This is a genomic window from Bacteroides sp. An51A (genome assembly GCF_002161565.1).
Classification (GTDB): domain Bacteria; phylum Bacteroidota; class Bacteroidia; order Bacteroidales; family Bacteroidaceae; genus Phocaeicola; species Phocaeicola intestinalis.
The window spans coordinates 206,655-223,103 of the sequence record NZ_NFIC01000001.1 but is presented as its reverse complement, the minus strand read 5'-3'; the positions used below and the strand labels follow the sequence as shown (position 1 = coordinate 223,103).

Sequence of the window (16,449 nt, the reverse complement as noted above, 5' to 3'; positions counted from 1 at the left end):
ATAATTATTTTAATCTCACTTGAAAATTCAGCTTAAAATAAAGCGCCCCATCATTCCCTTTTACAATTAAAGCATATTCATGTCTGGTTGTGCTTGAGCGTTCCAGATAAGCATTTGTAAACAAATATTCTTCAAAACGGTTTCTATCATAGAAATGATAACATAAAATTTCACCATCTTTCTTAACAACCAAATAGCCTCCATTTGCATCATATTGACCATTCCAAACTTTTGCAGGCATCATACCCAATGCCGCAGAAGTCAATAGATGCTTTATTTTATATTCGTAAAAAACAGTCGGATTATCAGTTTCAAATTTTAATGGATTGTCTTTTCCCAGTGTTATGGAAAGTTCCTTCAATCCTGTTTCTCCTGTCTCCAAACGATTTGTTAACAAATAGGCAATGACAGCTGGAAGATTACTGTCGAGCATTATTAGATTATTTCTAAATGTGTGGTTATCAATAGAATCAAATATAAGTTTACCTCCATGCTTTTTTATTGCATTATACCTGTCAGAAACTTTATTTTTAGTTGAAATGCCATTGATTTGTGCTATTTCTCTGTCTGTTAACCGTGAGCCTTCAATTTTAAAAGTAAAGTTCGTGGCTTTGCTTGCGTTTATCAAAGTTGAATCACCACCAAGTTGAGACTTAATACTGAATCCCATTTCAGAATTGAGCTTAGTACGCCTGTCATGGAGAATTATACGAATATCTGTTTTATCTGACGATTTCGCTTTTAATGAATGACACTTTATTCTATGCATAAACTTTTCAGTTTCCACTACAGGAAAAGCTCCATTTCCTGAATTTATGGCACTGAGTAACTTTTCAGATTCATCAAGAAATACAGATGCTGGAATCCTAAGTAACTCTTCATTTTCTGGAGTCTGAATAACCACGTCCTTATCAAGTATCTTGTAATTATAATTACCCTCTTTTTCTTGACGGAGAATCATTATTATTGGATAAAACAGGTTTTGTATTCTATTTAAATTTTGATCGCCTGCATATACCTTACCTTCTCCTAATAATTTTAGCAGAGTATATATTTCACTCCATTCTCCTTTATTTCCTGTTATAGCCATATTGCTTTGATTTAGAAAGGTCTATTCTTTTAATGATTTCTTGCGCAGTTGCTTGAATAGCAGGAACCGCAACAGAATTACCAAATTGTTTATACGCAGATGCATCAGCAACCTCAATAATAAAAGTATCAGGAAAGCCTTGCAATCTTGCCCATTCACGTGGAGTCATTCGACGTAATCCTTCACGATTAACCTCCCCTTTAATTTTCGTAACCGGAGTAAAATCTGTAAGACGATTATCAATAACCAGATTTCTTTCTCTTCCCATTCCTCCAACAACAATTGCATTTGCCACACCATTATCTGGTATTATCTCATATCCGAATCCATTACCTTTGGCTTCATGTCTTTCTTTATGAGCCACTAAGGTTTTGATATATTGTGTTGACAAATAATATTTTGCAGAAACAACTTCTTTTTCTTTTACATCAGCAAAAGTTTTTGATGTATCTGTAGGTTGTGGATATGTAAATTCTTCTACATTCTGGTCTTTACGGAATCCTACAATATAAACTCTTTCCCTATGTTGCGGAACTCCAAAGTTCATAGCATTTACTATTTGTGGTTCAGGAACATAATAGTCCAAATCTTCCCGAAGTACTTTCAAAATAGTCTGAATTGTTTTTCCTTTGTCATGAATGAGAAGACCTTTTACATTTTCTAAGAAGAAAGCTTTTGGTCTTTTTCTGCGAAGAATCTCGGCAACGTCGAAAAACAATGTTCCTCTTGTTTCTTCAAACCCAAGACGCTTACCTGCCAAAGAAAATGCTTGACATGGGAATCCAGCACATAATACATCAAAATCATCTGGTATGAATGACTTTGTCACCTCACTTGTTATATCCCCAAACGGAACTTCTCCATAGTTCAAAAAATAAGTTTTTTGGGCTTGAGAATCCCACTCAGAAGAAAAAACACATTTACCTCCCAAATTTTGCATGGCCATTCTAAATCCTCCAATTCCAGCGAACAAATCAATGAATGTGAATTTGGGGTTTTCATCAGGTAAAAAAGGAACTGAAAATAGTTCTGGAAACAAAGAATATTGTATGCTGTCCTCTGAAACACAAGAATCAGTATCATTCTCTAAGCCACTTCGTTTTTCTGTAAAGTCCTCAATTAAACCTTTAGCTTTTTGCCTAAAAGGGGAATCGAACTTAGAACCTTTATTGTGTAAGAAATGTGATATTATGGCTATTTGCATATCAAACGGCATAATTGTTCCGTCCTCATTCAGAGAATGAGGGCCAAACATCTGTACTGCCAATTTCGAATTTCCAAATAGTCCTTTCATCAATATACAGTTTTCTTTTTTTATATTGTTCATATAACTTAAAATTTCATTCAAACACTTATCAGGTTGGCTCTTAAGTTCACTTTCCCAAAAACGGAAAACTTTCCAGCCATTCTTTATAAGATAATCATTTACTTCATTATCCCTTTGAATGTTTCGTTCTATCTTTTTGTACCAAAACTCACAATTCGATTTATGGTCATTTTTATGAACCAACCAATCTTTACCATGCCAAAAATCCCCATCACAAAAAATCGCAATTTTATGTTCTCCAATGGAAAAATCAGGCTTGCCAAATATGTTTTTATCATTTTTATGATATCTAACACCTGCATTCCAAAGAAGTTTCCCAAACAATATCTCTATTGATGTCCCTTTAGACTTGTTTGCTTGCATATTTCTATGCCTCTGTTCCTTTGTCAGATTACTCATAAATTAAATGATAATTGTAGCTATATGCAAAATTACATATTTTCCTTATTTAATACCAGATTATATTACGAAAAAAGCACCGACAAAAGCACATGTGGGGAAAATGTGGGGAAAAATCAGACAAGCAAAAAGGCTAAGTGATTAATTATTAATCACTTAGCCTTTCATTCTGTACCCAGACCCGGGGTCGAACCGGGATGGATTTTACTCCACTGGTGTTTGAGACCAGCGCGTCTACCGATTCCGCCATCTGGGCATTCCGTTGAATTGCGGTGCAAAGGTAAGAAGTATATATTAAAGTTCCAAATATTTATAGGGGTTTTGGAATATTCTAAAATACTTTTAACATCATCTCTCTTCTATTATTTAATATCTGAGTACAAATAACAAAAGGCTGAATCGGTAAGATTCAACCTTGTTATCTTTTTGTGCTAACAATTACTTAAGCCAATTTAGCAATATGAGCAGCCAGTTTTGACTTTAAGTTAGCAGCTTTGTTCTTATGGATAATGTTGCGTTGAGCTACTTTATCCAAAATCTTTTGTACTTTAGGATACATTGCTACTGCTTCTGCCTTGTCAGTAGTCATACGAAGTTTCTTCACTGCGTTACGCATTGTTTTAGCATAATATCTGTTGTGAAGTCTTCTTTTTTCAGCTTGTCTGATTCTTTTAATAGATGATTTGTGATTTGCCATCTCGACTAATCTTTAAATATTGTTCGTGATTCTGTTTATTATGTAGCCCGTGGGAGAATCGAACTCCCCTTTCAAGAATGAAAATCTTGCGTCCTAACCGATAGACGAACGGGCCATCCTTTGATGCTTTCGAGGAAAGTATCCCTCATTTGCGGATGCAAAGGTAGGAAGATTTTTTATTCCTGCAAAACTTTCTGCAGAAAAAATATACTTTCTCCTTAAAAGTCATATCTTTGCAAGTGTAAAACAGTGAATGGAAGTGAGATCAGTGTCACATTTTGATTCTTTAGTTTTATTTGTAGAGCCATGTTACAGAAATATCAGGGAGTAGTGTTACATACACTGAAGTATAATGACCGTTCAAATATTGCCTGTATTTATACAGGTGAGGGTGGGAGGATGTCCTTCTTGTTCCCGGCGCAACGTTCACGCAAGTCAATGGTAAGGTCGGTGCTGTTCCAGCCCTTGTCGTTGGTAGAGTTCGAAGCCGAGGTGCGTCCTCGTGCCAGTGTACATCCCATTCGTGAGGCGAAGGCATGGATGGTTTTCCAATCCTTGCCTTACGATCCCTATAAGTCTGCTATTGCGCTGTTTCTGGCTGAGTTTCTTTATCGTGCTTTGAAAGAAGAGGGAGCCAGTGCATCATTGTTTTCTTATTTGGTTTATTCGATACAATGGCTTGATGCGTGTGAAAAAAGTTTTGCTAATTTTCACTTAGTCTTTTTGATGCGTTTGTCTCGTTTCCTGGGGTTGTATCCGAATATGGAAGATTATGCCGAAGGTTGCTGTTTTGATTTGTTGAATGCCTGTTTTGTGACGGAGCCACCATCGCATGGTATGTTTGTCGTTCCTGCTGAGGCTTCGCGCATCTGTAATTTGATGCGTATGAACTATGATACGATGTATTTGTTTGGGATGAATCGTACCCAGCGCAATCGTTGCCTCGACATCATTCATGAATATTATCGCCTGCATCTTCCTGATTTCCAGGAATTGAAGTCATTCCGGGTACTTCAGGAACTTTTTTAAACAGGCGTTTTTCCGATGAGGAGAGTTAGGGGAGGGTTATTTGCATTACGAATCCACCTCGTGCCAGACAAGGAACTTCTGTCTCTTTTCCTATGGAACGATTTTTTTCGATGCGGAATGATTTTTCATCTGTTCCGTCCCCGATGAAAAGTACAGCCGTCTGTTGTGGCAATGAAAGGCGTTGCAGTGAAAAACGGAGGATTGCCGGCGTGTCTTTTCCGTTGATGCCGGCAATGTACCATGTGTTTCCTTTTTTGCGTGCCAGAACGGCGTGTTCTCCAGGATATCCGCTCAGCAGTCTGGTATCATCCCACGTTGTAGGGAGAGTTGATAAAAGCTGTTTCACCTCGTCAGGCAGGCTTTGGTACGTTTCAGGACGATCAGGCATATGCTGGATGCCCGATTCGAAAAGGATGGGCAGAGCTAACTCGTGACCGTAACTGGTGATGTGTGGGTGCTGCGAGTCAGAAAATGTGCCGGGTGTATAGTCCATTGAGCCTATAACGTTGCGTGTAAAAGGCAAGGTCGCGTTGTGGCAGGCTGCACGTGAGGTGAGTCGTTCGTTGTTATTATACCATTCAGCTCCATATACGGATTCCAAGGTAATCAGTTGCGGATAGGTACGTTGCCAGCCCCACGGTAGTGTACCTCCGTGCAGGTTTACGAGCAAGTGGTGGCGTGCTGCGTCCTCCAGTAAGTCGAAATAATAGTTGATTGCTTGCTGGGTGTCGGTTGGGAAGAAGTCCACTTTTACACCTTTCACTCCTTGCTTTTCCAGCCAGGCAAATTCCTTTTCACGGTCGGTTGCCTTGTTGAGGCGGTAGAGTGGAGTAGGTGCTCCTTCAATCCAGTTGGTGGTTGAGTTATACCAAAGTATCGGGCGAATGTCTTTCGAATGAGCATAAGCGAGGACATCTTCGATGGTACCTCCCGTCATTTGGTCCCATTCGGCATCGATCAGTGTATAGGGCCAGTGCATGGAAGCAGCCAAGTCTACGTATTGCTTCAGCAAGGCGCAATTGCGTGCCCCGTGATTGTGTGCCCAGTAAATCCACGATGCATTACCGGGTTTTATCCAACTGGTATCCTTTAGCTGACAGGGTGTAGCGACATCGGTTGTCAAGGTCGATTCGGTAATGTCGGCCAGTGTACCGATGATAAGTGTATGCCACGCTGAATGCCATTCGCCCGTCACAGATAATGCATCCTCTACCATTTTCACCCGATAACGTTCCGTGCCTTCGTTTACCAGATAAGTTCCACAATGAATACGTTGTAAATCCGATTCGGTTATCAGGGCGAATACATCTTTCTGTGGTTCCATTAAGGCGGGATATCCCCATTCGCCGGATTTGCAACCTTCGGTGCTGAAAGGATAAAAGCCTTCGTTGTCTACTGAGCGGGGACGCATCCAGCGTGGAGAACCTGTTGCCAGATCATAGGAAGTACATTCGTTTGTAATCATTTCTCCGTTTGGGGCTGTTTTCAGCTGGTAGCGGAAAGCGATTCCGTCATCGTATGCCCGTATAATAAGTGTCAGACATTGTTCTTTATCGTTTACCAGAATGAATCTCCGCTCATTGGCATGGTTGATACAGTGCTGGCGTTTGCCGGTGATCATTTGATAATCATCGGTGTGAAGGCTTGTTTCCGATGCCGATTGCAGGCGCAGCTTAGAGGACAAGTCTTGTCGGTTGGTCTGTATTCCCAAATGGATTTGGTTGAAAATGTATTGGTCTCCGTATCGGATAGAAAGGCAGGCTGTGCCTGCTGCATTATTTTCCGGGCAGTGTAGGGTTACGCTGATTTGTCCGTTGGGTGAATGGATTTCGGCAGCTTGCAATGTAAAAGTAAATAACAGCGTTGTGAATATGGCAAATAATTTGTGTTTCATAGGTGGTTTTAACAGTTTTATAAGTTTGGATAGGCAAATATACGGAAAAAAGCGGATGGTGACAATTGGTAGAGGTGTATTTTATCATGTAGAAATTCAAAACAGTTTCAAACAATGACTATTGAAAAAGTAAGGTCATTCTGTCTCAGAGCGAAGGGGCTCTCATATAATAGTTTATGTTTTCGAGATCCTTCGCTCTGGGACAGAATGACAAATGAAAGCTGTCTTTTATTTTAAGGCAGGCTCATTGTGATGAGAGTTATTGGTGTCGTACTGCAGGTGCTCCAAAATAGCTTGGATACCGGTTGTCGGGATAGAGGACGAGTTGTTCGAGTACGATTTCCGGATCAATCATATATAGTTTTAATCTATGCATACCTGCTTTCTTTACATGCAGTTTTGTGGTTAGCATACGCAGGTTGTCGAATACTTCGTTACGGCGAAGTTGCTTGGAACCGGTAAGCTTGATGGTCTTGTCTTGCTTGGGAAGTGGTTTCAGGTTGGGCGACTGAGCCAAGTTGGCTGGATTGTATTCGCCGGATGTGTCCACGAATCCTTGGCGGGCATCTATCACTTCCGGTATTTCATCGTCTATTGCTACGGCGATACGCAAGCCTCGTTCGGGATAAACGTCTTGTGTGGGTAAGATACCGATGCAGAGCGAGACGGTTCCAGTATCGGGCAGTAGTATCTGGTATTCTAGGTATGGGGCTTCCTCAGGCTGGGCACTAGGAGCTGTTACAGGGCTGATACCCATACAGGCATATCCTCTTCCCAAGTCGGGCAGTTCAGTCCATGCGGCATCTTTTCCGGGAACGTTTTTGTTATATAGGTATGCTGGGATGGAAAATTCGGTTTTACTCAAATTGCCGAAATAGGCTTCCTTTGTGTCTGGTGCTTGTCCTTTGACGGCCCGGATACCGATAGGAAAGTTGGTTTCTCCACTCTTGATGGTCAGGCAGGCTTCGTGTGTTCCATTGCCGATGGCAGCCCAGTCTATGTTGACTTGGAGGCGCGTTTCGGTTTTTACCGTCCCGGAGGGTTGGCTGACTTTTATCCAAGTTTGTGACGGAGTTGCCGTGAAATTGATGCTTCCTTTTCCTCGGTTGAAGAGGTCAATATAATAGGTTTGGTCAAGCAATGCGTCAAATAGAGGCAATGCCAGTTTGTCCGTATAGTCGGTAGCCTCGCAGCCTTCTGGGCAAATGCCTAAAGATGGGGTGTCTTGCAGGGTGACTTGTTGTAAGGAAGGAAGCAGTGCTTGTTTGGGCATGGACCATTGTGTGTAACCGATGTGTATGTCCGACATCATGTTTTTCCATTTGCCGTTTGCCAGTGTATCATTGTAATAACATGTCAGTCGTTTGTCTTTTTCGAACAATTCTTCAGCTTGCTTCGCATACAGGTTGGCCAAAGGTCTGCCCTGCTTTGCATAAAGATGGTTGCGTGTAGTGGCAGTGTAGATGTTAGCTATTCCGGCAGAAGCTACGGTGGGATAATACACCAGTTGGAAATAAGCATCTTGCCAGTCGGCAGGGATACGTTTTTTGAGTACTTCGGCTTTCGCTTCCACTTCTTTCCAAAGCTTTTCCACACGGTCGGTTTCGCGATGGTTCACCACGCTGAAAATGCCGGCTACTTGCACTTCTGCTTTTCGCCACAGGTTGTATTTCGGATATTTTGAAACAATGTCTGCTATTTCTTCAGCGTATTCGTCACCAAAATTCTGCGCTGCCCATTCCCGGGTGTAGTTGTCTGTCTTGTCGGCTGGGATGTTATGGGGATTCCATGCATAGCGTAAGATGAAATCAATGGGAAGCTCTTTGGGCTTCAGGTCACCCACATTGATGACCCAAAGGTCATCGATGCCGGTTTCGTAAGCAAGGTGGAACTGTTCTCGTAATTTAGGTATGGGGCTTGTGTTCACCCAACGGTCGTTCCACGGTCCGCCGTTCATGTCAATGTGATAATACAATCCCATTCCACCTTTGCGGTTCTTTTCTTTTAGCGGTCCGGTGCGCCGAAGGTACCCCCAGTTGTTGTCGCAGAAAAGCAGGAGCACATCATCGGGCACGTTAAAGCCTTTGTCGTAATATCGTTGCACTTCGGTGAAGATAGCCCATGCATTGAAATATACTCCGCAGCCAGGAACCGTCTGTGTCAGTGTGAAGACGGGCAGTGCTCCGGATGCGGCAGGACCTTTGCGCGATTATTTGGAGATAGCAGTAGAGGATACAGGTAAAGGCTTGAATGAAAGAGAACTGAAGAAGATATTCGAACGCTTTTATCAAAGCGAATCCGGCCGTGTATCTGCCCGGCAAGGGTTCGGCATTGGGCTGAATTTATGTCAGGCATTGGTAAAGCTTCATTATGGTGTCATTTTTGCAGAAAACAGGAAAGATGTGCAGGGAAGCAGATTTGTGGTGCGTTTACCTTTGGGAAACAAGCATCTGAAAAAAGAAGAAATGGCAGATGGGAAGCCGGAAGAACATCTTTCCTTACATGGACGTGTGGAGGAACCTGCCTATTTCCCCGTCCAGGAGAAAGGAAAGCGGAATCCGACACATTACCGTGTGCTTGTGATAGACGATGATGAGGTTTTGCGGAATTTCTTGCAGGAAAGCCTGTCGGTTCATTACCGGGTAGATGTGGCTGCCGACGGCATGGAAGGATGGCAGAAAGCACTTGCCACGTTGCCCGATGTGGTCGTGTCGGATGTGATGATGCCGGAAATGGACGGATTTCAGTTGCTGAAGGAACTGAAGAAGAATCCCAACACCAACCACATTCCGGTTGTGCTGTTGACTTCGAAAACCGAATTGGCCAGTCGTATGGAAGGTCTGGAACAAGGAGCGGACGGATATCTGAACAAACCGTTCAGTCAGGATGAACTGGATGTGCTCATTGCCAACCTGATAAGCAATCGTCTTCGCCTGAAAGGGAAATATTCCGGTAGCCAGGAGCAGGAAGGGAAGGTGAAACCGCTCAAGGTGAAAAATACGGACGAGATATTGATGGAACGTGTAATGACAGTCATTGACCAGAATTTGGGTAATCCCATGCTGAGTGTGGAATTGTTGGCAAAGGAAGTCGGTATGAGCCGTACCCAATTGCACCGCCGGATGAAAGACATAACCGGTCTTGCGGTAAGCGATTTTATCCGTAATATCCGTTTGCGTCAGGCTGCACGGCTTTTGAAGGAAAAGCGGCTTATGATTACGCAAGTGGCTTATGCTGTAGGATTTTCCAGTCAGACCCATTTCTCGACGATGTTCAGAAGACAATATGGGATGACTCCGACGGAGTACGCAGAAACAGGAGAAAAAGCATCCGAAGACACGGAGGTTACCGGAACTGGTACGAAACATCCGGATGAAGCCTGAACATACTCATGCTGATGGAACACCGATGACGCAGAAAGGCCCGCGCCGGCACAAATTATATCAGAAGCTGTTTTGAATTTCTCCAAAAAGTTTTTCTTGGCTTGATGTATCCGTTTTCGTGTGTGCTTTGGGCGATTTTTTGGTCCTTTTCGCTCCTGTTCTTCGTCAGATAGCCCGCTATCTTCCTCATCACAGAAACGGAAATGCCTCAAAAACTCATCCCAAATCATCGCACGATAAATTCAAAACAGCTTCTCAATGAATGTCCGATTTAGCCGACAAGAAGTTAGAGGGAGATAGAAGCCAATACTTCTGCGCTATTGGCATTAACTCCTTCTAACTCCTTTCGAGCCATTATCAGTTATCCATTATCAGGCGGTAACGCTTTCCGGGTTTCGTATCGATGTCGTATTCGTATACTTTGCGGAGGGCAGGTTTGGCAGGAGTGCCTAATTCAGGTGATACCTGCGGTGTTTTGATGGCTGCGGGAGCATACAACGGGTTCGGGCATTCACCTTGGGCTTCGTGTAAGCCTTTGCCTTTCAGCGGCACATACGAACGGACACGCAATGTGCCGCCCAGTTTCGACAGAATGACCGCTTCACGCAATTTGCTTTTGTCCCACTTCATCGTTACTTCGAAGCCGCCGCGGGCAACCAGGCCTTTCACTTCACCTTTGCTCCATACATCGGGCAATGCCGGAAGCAGATGTACCGCTCCGTCGTGGCTTTGCAACAACATTTCGGCAATGCCTGCTGTTGCGCCGAAGTTTCCGTCTATCTGGAAAGGCGGATGCGCGTCGAACAGGTTGGGATACGTGCGTCCTTCGGGATATTGGCTTGCTTCGGCATCGCTCGGCAAGAGCTGCAGCATATTGCTAATCAGACGGAATGCATGATTGCCGTCAAGCATCCGCGCCCAAAAATTGATTTTCCAGCCGATGCTCCAGCCTGTAGCCTTGTCGCCCCGTTGCTCTAACGTGGTATGTGCAGCCTGAAACAGTTCGGGGTGGCTGTAGGGCGATACCTGGTTGCTGGGATGCAGTCCGTAGAGGTGCGAAATGTGCCGGTGCTCGTCTTTCGGATTGTCTGCATCTTCTGTCCACTCTTGCAGTTGGCCGTGTTTGCCTATCCGCATCGGTGGCAAGCGGTCAATCGTCTGCCGCAACGTGTCTTGGAAACTTGTCTCATCGCCTACAGCCAAGGAAGCGCGCAGTGCGTTCGAAAGCACATCGAATGCCAACTGGTTATCCATTGTGCATCCTGCTGTTACCGGACCGTGTTCGGGTGACACTGAAGGGGCAATGACCCATTCGCGGGTATTCGGGTTTTCGGCAAGGAAATCCAGACAGAACAATGCCGCGCCTTTCAATATCGGATAATATTCCCGCAAAAACGTCAGGTCGCCCGTAAACAAGTAATGTTGCCACAAATGCTGGCTTAGCCAGAATCCGCCACTGGGCCACATACCTGCAGCGGCGAAGTCTACCGGACCTGCAATGCGCCACAAGTCGGTATTATGATGTGCCACCCATCCCCGGCAGTCATACATTTCGCGTGCTGTTTTCGCTCCCGTTTCCGACAAGTCTTTCAGCATGGCGAACAGCGGTTGGTGCATTTCGCTTAGATTAGTAGTCTCGGCAGGCCAATAGTTCATTTCCGTGTTGATGTTAATGGTGTACTTGCTGTCCCACGGTGCGTTTACGCTGCGGTTCCAAATGCCTTGCAGGTTGGCAGGTTGCCCGTCGGGTTGTGAAGACGAAATCAGCAGGTAGCGTCCGTACTGGAAAAGCAGTACAGGTAAGGTCTGGTCCTTGCCTTGGTTGAAATCGCGGATACGTATATCGGTTTCCTTCCGGGAAACTTCGTCTGTCTGTTCGCCAATCGTCAGCTGTACCCGGTTGAACAGGCTTTGGTAGTAAGCGGTGTGGGTAGCCAGTGCTTTTTCATAGGGCACTTTCACAGCTTGGGCTAAGCGGTTTTCTGCACGTGTCGCCGCATCGCCGCTTACATCGTGATAGTTCACGTAATTGGTAGCCGCAGCGATATAAATCACCGCTTCATCCGCATCTGCCACTTCCAAAGTTTTATCTGAAGAATTTACGGTGCCGTTGGTAATCACTTGCACCCTGCATTCGGCACGCAGGGCTGCCTTTACTCCTTCCTGGTCTTTGCCGTAACAAACCACCGACAGCTTATTGCCTTCGGCTTTCACTTCATGCTGTAACGGGTTCTCGTAAGCAAGCCGGAAAGCCAAAGCGCCTTTCCGGTCTGCCTGCACACGCATCACAATGACGCTATCGGTAAACGAAGCGAAAGCCGTGCGGGTATAAGTCACTCCGTCCACTTCATAACGGGTAGTGGCTGTGGCGTTGGCGATGTTCAAGTCGCGGTAATAGTTTGTCGCGTCCTTGTGTCCGGTAAAATCAAGGAAAAGGCTTCCCAGGGTGAGATAACTCATGCCGTTCTTTCCCGAAAAGAAATTGGCATCGCACAACCGTTGTGCTTCCCAAGTCTTTCCTTCGAATATCAGTTGGCGCACCGTAGGGAGCACGTAACGGGCAAGGGAATTGTTATTATCGTGTGGTCCTCCTGCCCAAAACGTTTCTTCGTTCAGTTGCAGTTCTTCCCGTTCCGTACCGCCATATACCATCGCTCCCATCCGCGAGTTTCCGATAGGCAGGGCATCCGTCCATTCCGTAGCCGGACGGCTGTACCACAATTTCAAGTCTTCGGCATAGCCGGCTATTGCCGTCAGTCCCGAAAATACAATTGCTAAAATCAATTTCCGTGTTTTCATGTTTCATGTTTTATTGGTTGAACACAGCGGCTGTTAACTGTTATCACTTTGTTCAGGAGTTATACTTCATGCGGCATTTATTTGTGCATGGTATAACTCCTTACTGACATTAATTCATTATCACGGTATATGTTTTCACAACACCTCTGTAGTCGAACTTCACGATGGCCTTGCCGTCTTTGGTTTCCGGTTGGGTGATTTCAATCTTTACATCCGGATTGTTCGAAGCTGCCGTGATTTGAGGTACGCTTTCTGTTGCTTCCGGAAGCGTATAAGTCGCTTCGTATTGGTCGTATCCCGTATAACCGTTGGCATTGGTAGAACGGACGGGAACGGTAGGCAACTCTACTTCCTCGCCATTGACCTGGATGCTGACAGCCGGTGCAGCAGGATAAACCAAAGTCTTTTCATCGGCACTGAATCCCAGTCCCTGCAATACACATACCTGTCCTTCAGCATCGCTTTCCGCTACCAGGTAGATGGCATGTTTCTTGTCGAGTGTTTTTATGGCATCAGTCACGTCCAGTGTGAACTTGGTCACTTCGCTTTGGCTCGAACCTGCCGGAACGGTGATTTCACCTATTTTCTTGCCTTTCCACACGTCATTGTCCCATGGACCGTCCAGCCATACGCTTACTTTGAAGGCTGATGAGGTTGTAGCGGTCAGGAAAAGGTTGAAATAAGTCTTGTCATACTCTTTGGAACCGGCAAAAGGCTTCAGGCCTTTTTGAGCTTGGTACAGTCCGCCGAAGCCGAAATATTTGTAACCGATGATGTCGCCACCGTTTACGTTGATAGGCATATCGTTGCTCCAGATGTCCCATGCATCCTGTTGGCTGCCTACATTCGACAAGTAGCATGCGTAGCCGGCAGAATAATATTTGTAGGGGTCCATTCCGAATATCTGGAAGCCTTCCGAGGTAACTTCGGCACCGGTATAGGTATCTCCGTTACTTGCCTGCGCCTGCCAGATACTGTCGGGGGCATACGGGTCGTAGCCATGAATGGTTACTTTGCCTCCTTCTGCCACGGGTTTTTCATCCCATTGGATGGTGACAGGTGCCACCATCGCCTGGCGTGCAAACCCGAATCCGCGAGGAGGACGGTGATAGAATACATACCATTGTCCGTTGATTTCCTGCAGACTGCCGTGCGTGTTGTGTGCGGCATTGGTGGTCTGCAGCTTGCTGCCATCTTCGTTAAGTACCACACCACGCGAGTCTACCAATACACCTCCGCTGCGCCAAGGACCTAACGGAGTATCGCCGAAGGCATAACGCAGGGTCGAGTTAGTGCTTCCCAATCCGTAGTCGGGACCGGAATAGCCCGAGAAAATCATCACATACTTGTTACCTACTTGTCGGATAGATGATGCTTCGAAGAAGTTGAAATCTTCCGGTTTCTGTTCTTTGTAGAGTGCCGGATATTTTGTTCCCTTCGGGTCGCGTATCTCGCCATATCTTAAGCTGGCAGGGATGAAATAAGGGATGATTTCGGTACCTGGCCGTACAGAATACATGGTATGCTGGTCCAATTGGGCTGCCAGTGAACGCTGGAAGCCCCAGAAGCCGTAAGCACGGAAACCTATTTCATAATCCGGGTCTTTCGGGTCGGAAATGTTTTCGATGAAAATAGACGGGTCAAAGCCTAAAATGCTGCCCGGTACTGTGCGTGTGCCGTCTTCATTCAGGTTGACAGGAGTAAACGGACCGTCAGGCCGGTCACCTTTGCATACCATTGCCTCGCGGTTGGCACCTCGGCTGTGCGGATAGAGATAGTAAACTTTCTTACCGTCTTTTTGTTTGATTTCTACAAGGTCGGGTGCATACATCACGTCCCATTGGCCTTCCGTTTCGTAAGTGAATATCGGGCCTTCATCACGCCAGTCGGTCAAGTCTTCCACAGGTGCCGACCACATACGGATGTCCGGACCACAATAGCTGTCCATGCGCAGGTCGTGCGAGCCGATGATGTAGGCACGCAGCTTGCCCGGATTGTCGGGGTCTTCGAATACACGGGGTTCTCCGTCGGGCAGGTGTTCCCAAAGCGGAAGATACGGGTTACCCGTCCCGATGAGTTGCGGGTCGAGTGTCTGAGCCTGCTGGTTTCCGCACGCTGTGCCGAGAGCCAGTCCGAAAGCCAATGCCATCGTGGCTTTCAAAGGGTAAGTTTTTTTCATGTTGTTTAAATTGGGTTATTTTATGGTTTAAAATCCGATGCGTACCGATACGATACTTTTTCCGGATATGGGCAAAGATACGGATTCTTTGGTTACGGTAACGTCTGCCGGTTCCATATTTTTTGTTTCGTTGGTTTCTACTGCTGAAGCTTGGCTGGCTCCCGATATCGGGATGACTAAGCTAAGCGTGCGGTCGGATTGGTTCAGGAGGACAAGCGTCACTTCGCCGGTAGCTTCGTTAAGATAGGCCGTAGCTTCGATGTTTTCGCTGGCGGAGGTGACAGCGATGCGGGTAGTGCCTGTGGCGTAACGGGCGTAATGTGACAGGATGTAGCCGTTTTTCGATACTTCGCCTTCTTCTTCCTTGCAACGTTCATCGGTGTCACCTATCATGCCATAGAAACGTTTCAGGTACCAGTAGACGTAGGCACTGCAGTATCCGTCCATGCACATATGGATTTCTTTTGCCAGATGCGAGAAGTTGTAGTCCCAGTTAAGGAATTGCCACATCGACGGGTCTTCTTCTTTCTCTCCGTCATTGAAAAGATGTTCGGTCATCCACCAGGTTTTGCCTCCCAGACGCGGATAAAGTCCGCATACATAGTCGTGGCGGCCTTTCACGTAATCGCTGCTTAAGTCGATGAATCCTTGGTAGAGGTGTCCGGCTACGATGTCGGTCTGCGCAAAGGCTTCTGCATCGTTCAGTACGGCATCGGTATATTCGGGCTGGTAGCCGCAGGCTTCGGGCGACATCAGCTTCACACCGGTTTCGCGGATGCGTGCGCCTTCCTGCTTCAGAAAGTTTACCACCTCTTGCGGTGTCCAGGCAGTAAAGTCCATATCGGGTTCGTTCTGTACCGAAACGGCATAGATGTCCACCCCGTTTTGTTTCATGAAATTGATATACTTGATAAGATGGTCGGCGTAGTCGGCGTAGTGTTCAGGCTTCAGGTGGTCGGTATCGTCCGCTTTGTCTGCCCATTCCGCCGGAATGTTCCACGGACAGGCAAATACGGTGGCACCGTGGCTTTGTGCGATTTTAGCACCATCCACGTCATCTGCCCAACGGGTTTCATCGGCATAAATCATCAGGCGCAGGATGGAGTATCCCAGTCCGTCCGGACTATACATCTTGTTCATTTCATCGGCTGTAATAGTGGGAGTGCCCCAAATGCTGACTGCATACATGCCGCCGAAACCTGCTACCGGCTGGTATTTGACCGCCGGGTCTACGGTCAGTACAATGCCGCCCGCACCTTCTTGGGTGATGGTCAGCTCGGTGGTTGTCCCGTTGCGGTCGGTCAGGCGGATAACCTGTGTACGGGTGTCCATCGAAGTGTTGGCATTACAGGTCAGGGTTACTTTGGTAAATTGGTGCTCACCGTTGTTGTCACCGCCCGATGTGGGGGTTACATTGGTCACGATATTGCCTTCTCCCAAAGTGATTTCCCAGGTTGATTGTTGCCAGTCGATGATGGCTTCGGCAGTGCCCTCGGTTGAGGTTACTGTCATGGCGTTGCGTACGAAACGGGCATACGAGTCGCCCCACAAGCTTTTGTTCACGGTGTCATCGTCCGAGCAAGCCCAGAAAAGTGTGCTTGCCAGAAACAGGAATAGAAAAGATTTCAGTTGTTTCATGGTGTTTTTTTATT

Annotated in this window: 10 protein-coding genes and 2 tRNA genes; 2 read left to right on the top strand and 10 right to left on the bottom strand. The window is 45.9% G+C overall.

All coding sequences use genetic code 11. The features are described 5' to 3' along the window. Positions 1 to 4: 4 nt before the first annotated feature. The 5 genes from B5G04_RS00780 to B5G04_RS00760 all read right to left on the bottom strand — a co-directional run bounded on the left by B5G04_RS00780 (position 5) and on the right by B5G04_RS00760 (position 3,628). Positions 5 to 1,090, bottom strand: coding sequence for an HpaII family restriction endonuclease (locus B5G04_RS00780; protein ID WP_087395158.1), 1,086 nt, complete (start codon positions 1,088 to 1,090; stop codon positions 5 to 7). Continuing rightward, on the bottom strand, positions 1,071 to 2,816 hold the full coding sequence (gene vsr, locus B5G04_RS00775) for a DNA mismatch endonuclease Vsr (protein WP_087395155.1): 1,746 nt from the start codon (positions 2,814 to 2,816) through the stop codon (positions 1,071 to 1,073). Before vsr ends, B5G04_RS00780 begins: the two co-directional genes overlap by 20 nt. 172 nt (positions 2,817 to 2,988) lie before the next feature. Continuing rightward, positions 2,989 to 3,072 (bottom strand) — tRNA-Leu (locus B5G04_RS00770). 186 nt (positions 3,073 to 3,258) lie between these two features. Further along, complete coding sequence (rpsT, locus tag B5G04_RS00765; protein ID WP_022039305.1) at positions 3,259 to 3,513, bottom strand: 30S ribosomal protein S20; 255 nt, start codon at positions 3,511 to 3,513, stop codon at positions 3,259 to 3,261. A 43-nt stretch (positions 3,514 to 3,556) separates the two neighbouring features. After that, positions 3,557 to 3,628: transfer RNA gene (locus tag B5G04_RS00760), tRNA-Glu, on the bottom strand. Between the two features lie 191 nt (positions 3,629 to 3,819). On the opposite strand from B5G04_RS00760, the gene recO reads away from it, so the two are divergent. Continuing rightward, the gene (gene recO / locus B5G04_RS00755) at positions 3,820 to 4,542 is read left to right on the top strand and encodes a DNA repair protein RecO (protein WP_087395150.1); all 723 of its coding nucleotides are present in this window, start codon (positions 3,820 to 3,822) and stop codon (positions 4,540 to 4,542) included. 25 nt (positions 4,543 to 4,567) lie between these two features. On the opposite strand, the gene B5G04_RS00750 is transcribed toward recO, so the two are convergent. Both B5G04_RS00750 and B5G04_RS00745 read right to left on the bottom strand, forming a co-directional pair. Next, positions 4,568 to 6,436: a glycoside hydrolase family 97 protein gene (locus B5G04_RS00750; RefSeq protein WP_087395147.1), complete on the bottom strand. Its 1,869-nt coding sequence runs from the start codon at positions 6,434 to 6,436 to the stop codon at positions 4,568 to 4,570. Between the two features lie 259 nt (positions 6,437 to 6,695). Next, positions 6,696 to 8,540, bottom strand: coding sequence for a glycosyl hydrolase 115 family protein (locus B5G04_RS00745; protein WP_204246980.1), 1,845 nt, complete (start codon positions 8,538 to 8,540; stop codon positions 6,696 to 6,698). 4 nt (positions 8,541 to 8,544) lie between these two features. On the opposite strand from B5G04_RS00745, the gene B5G04_RS00740 reads away from it, so the two are divergent. After that, positions 8,545 to 9,819 (top strand): response regulator, encoded by a 1,275-nt coding sequence (locus tag B5G04_RS00740; RefSeq protein WP_087395140.1) that lies wholly within the window; start codon positions 8,545 to 8,547, stop codon positions 9,817 to 9,819. Positions 9,820 to 10,176: 357 nt separating this feature from the next. Here B5G04_RS00740 and B5G04_RS00735 read toward each other — a convergent pair whose 3' ends face one another. From B5G04_RS00735 to B5G04_RS00725, 3 genes are all read right to left on the bottom strand, one after another. Next, complete coding sequence (locus B5G04_RS00735) at positions 10,177 to 12,618, bottom strand: glycoside hydrolase family 95 protein (RefSeq protein WP_022038933.1); 2,442 nt, start codon at positions 12,616 to 12,618, stop codon at positions 10,177 to 10,179. 109 nt (positions 12,619 to 12,727) lie between these two features. After that, positions 12,728 to 14,797, bottom strand: coding sequence for a hypothetical protein (locus B5G04_RS00730; RefSeq protein WP_143270404.1), 2,070 nt, complete (start codon positions 14,795 to 14,797; stop codon positions 12,728 to 12,730). Positions 14,798 to 14,824: 27 nt separating this feature from the next. Beyond that, positions 14,825 to 16,435, bottom strand: a complete 1,611-nt coding sequence (locus B5G04_RS00725) for a glycoside hydrolase family 30 beta sandwich domain-containing protein (protein ID WP_087395138.1) — start codon at positions 16,433 to 16,435, stop codon at positions 14,825 to 14,827. Positions 16,436 to 16,449 lie beyond the last annotated feature (14 nt).

Bases quoted from the DNA above. Each gene is read 5' to 3' on its own strand.
- B5G04_RS00780 (WP_087395158.1), bottom strand. From the start codon at position 1,090: ATGGCTATAACAGGAAATAAAGGAGAATGGAGTGAAATATATACTCTG.
- vsr (WP_087395155.1), bottom strand. From the start codon at position 2,816: ATGAGTAATCTGACAAAGGAACAGAGGCATAGAAATATGCAAGCAAAC.
- rpsT (WP_022039305.1), bottom strand. From the start codon at position 3,513: ATGGCAAATCACAAATCATCTATTAAAAGAATCAGACAAGCTGAAAAA.
- recO (WP_087395150.1), top strand. From the start codon at position 3,820: ATGTTACAGAAATATCAGGGAGTAGTGTTACATACACTGAAGTATAAT.
- B5G04_RS00750 (WP_087395147.1), bottom strand. From the start codon at position 6,436: ATGAAACACAAATTATTTGCCATATTCACAACGCTGTTATTTACTTTT.
- B5G04_RS00735 (WP_022038933.1), bottom strand. From the start codon at position 12,618: ATGAAAACACGGAAATTGATTTTAGCAATTGTATTTTCGGGACTGACG.
- B5G04_RS00730 (WP_143270404.1), bottom strand. From the start codon at position 14,797: ATGAAAAAAACTTACCCTTTGAAAGCCACGATGGCATTGGCTTTCGGA.
- B5G04_RS00725 (WP_087395138.1), bottom strand. From the start codon at position 16,435: ATGAAACAACTGAAATCTTTTCTATTCCTGTTTCTGGCAAGCACACTT.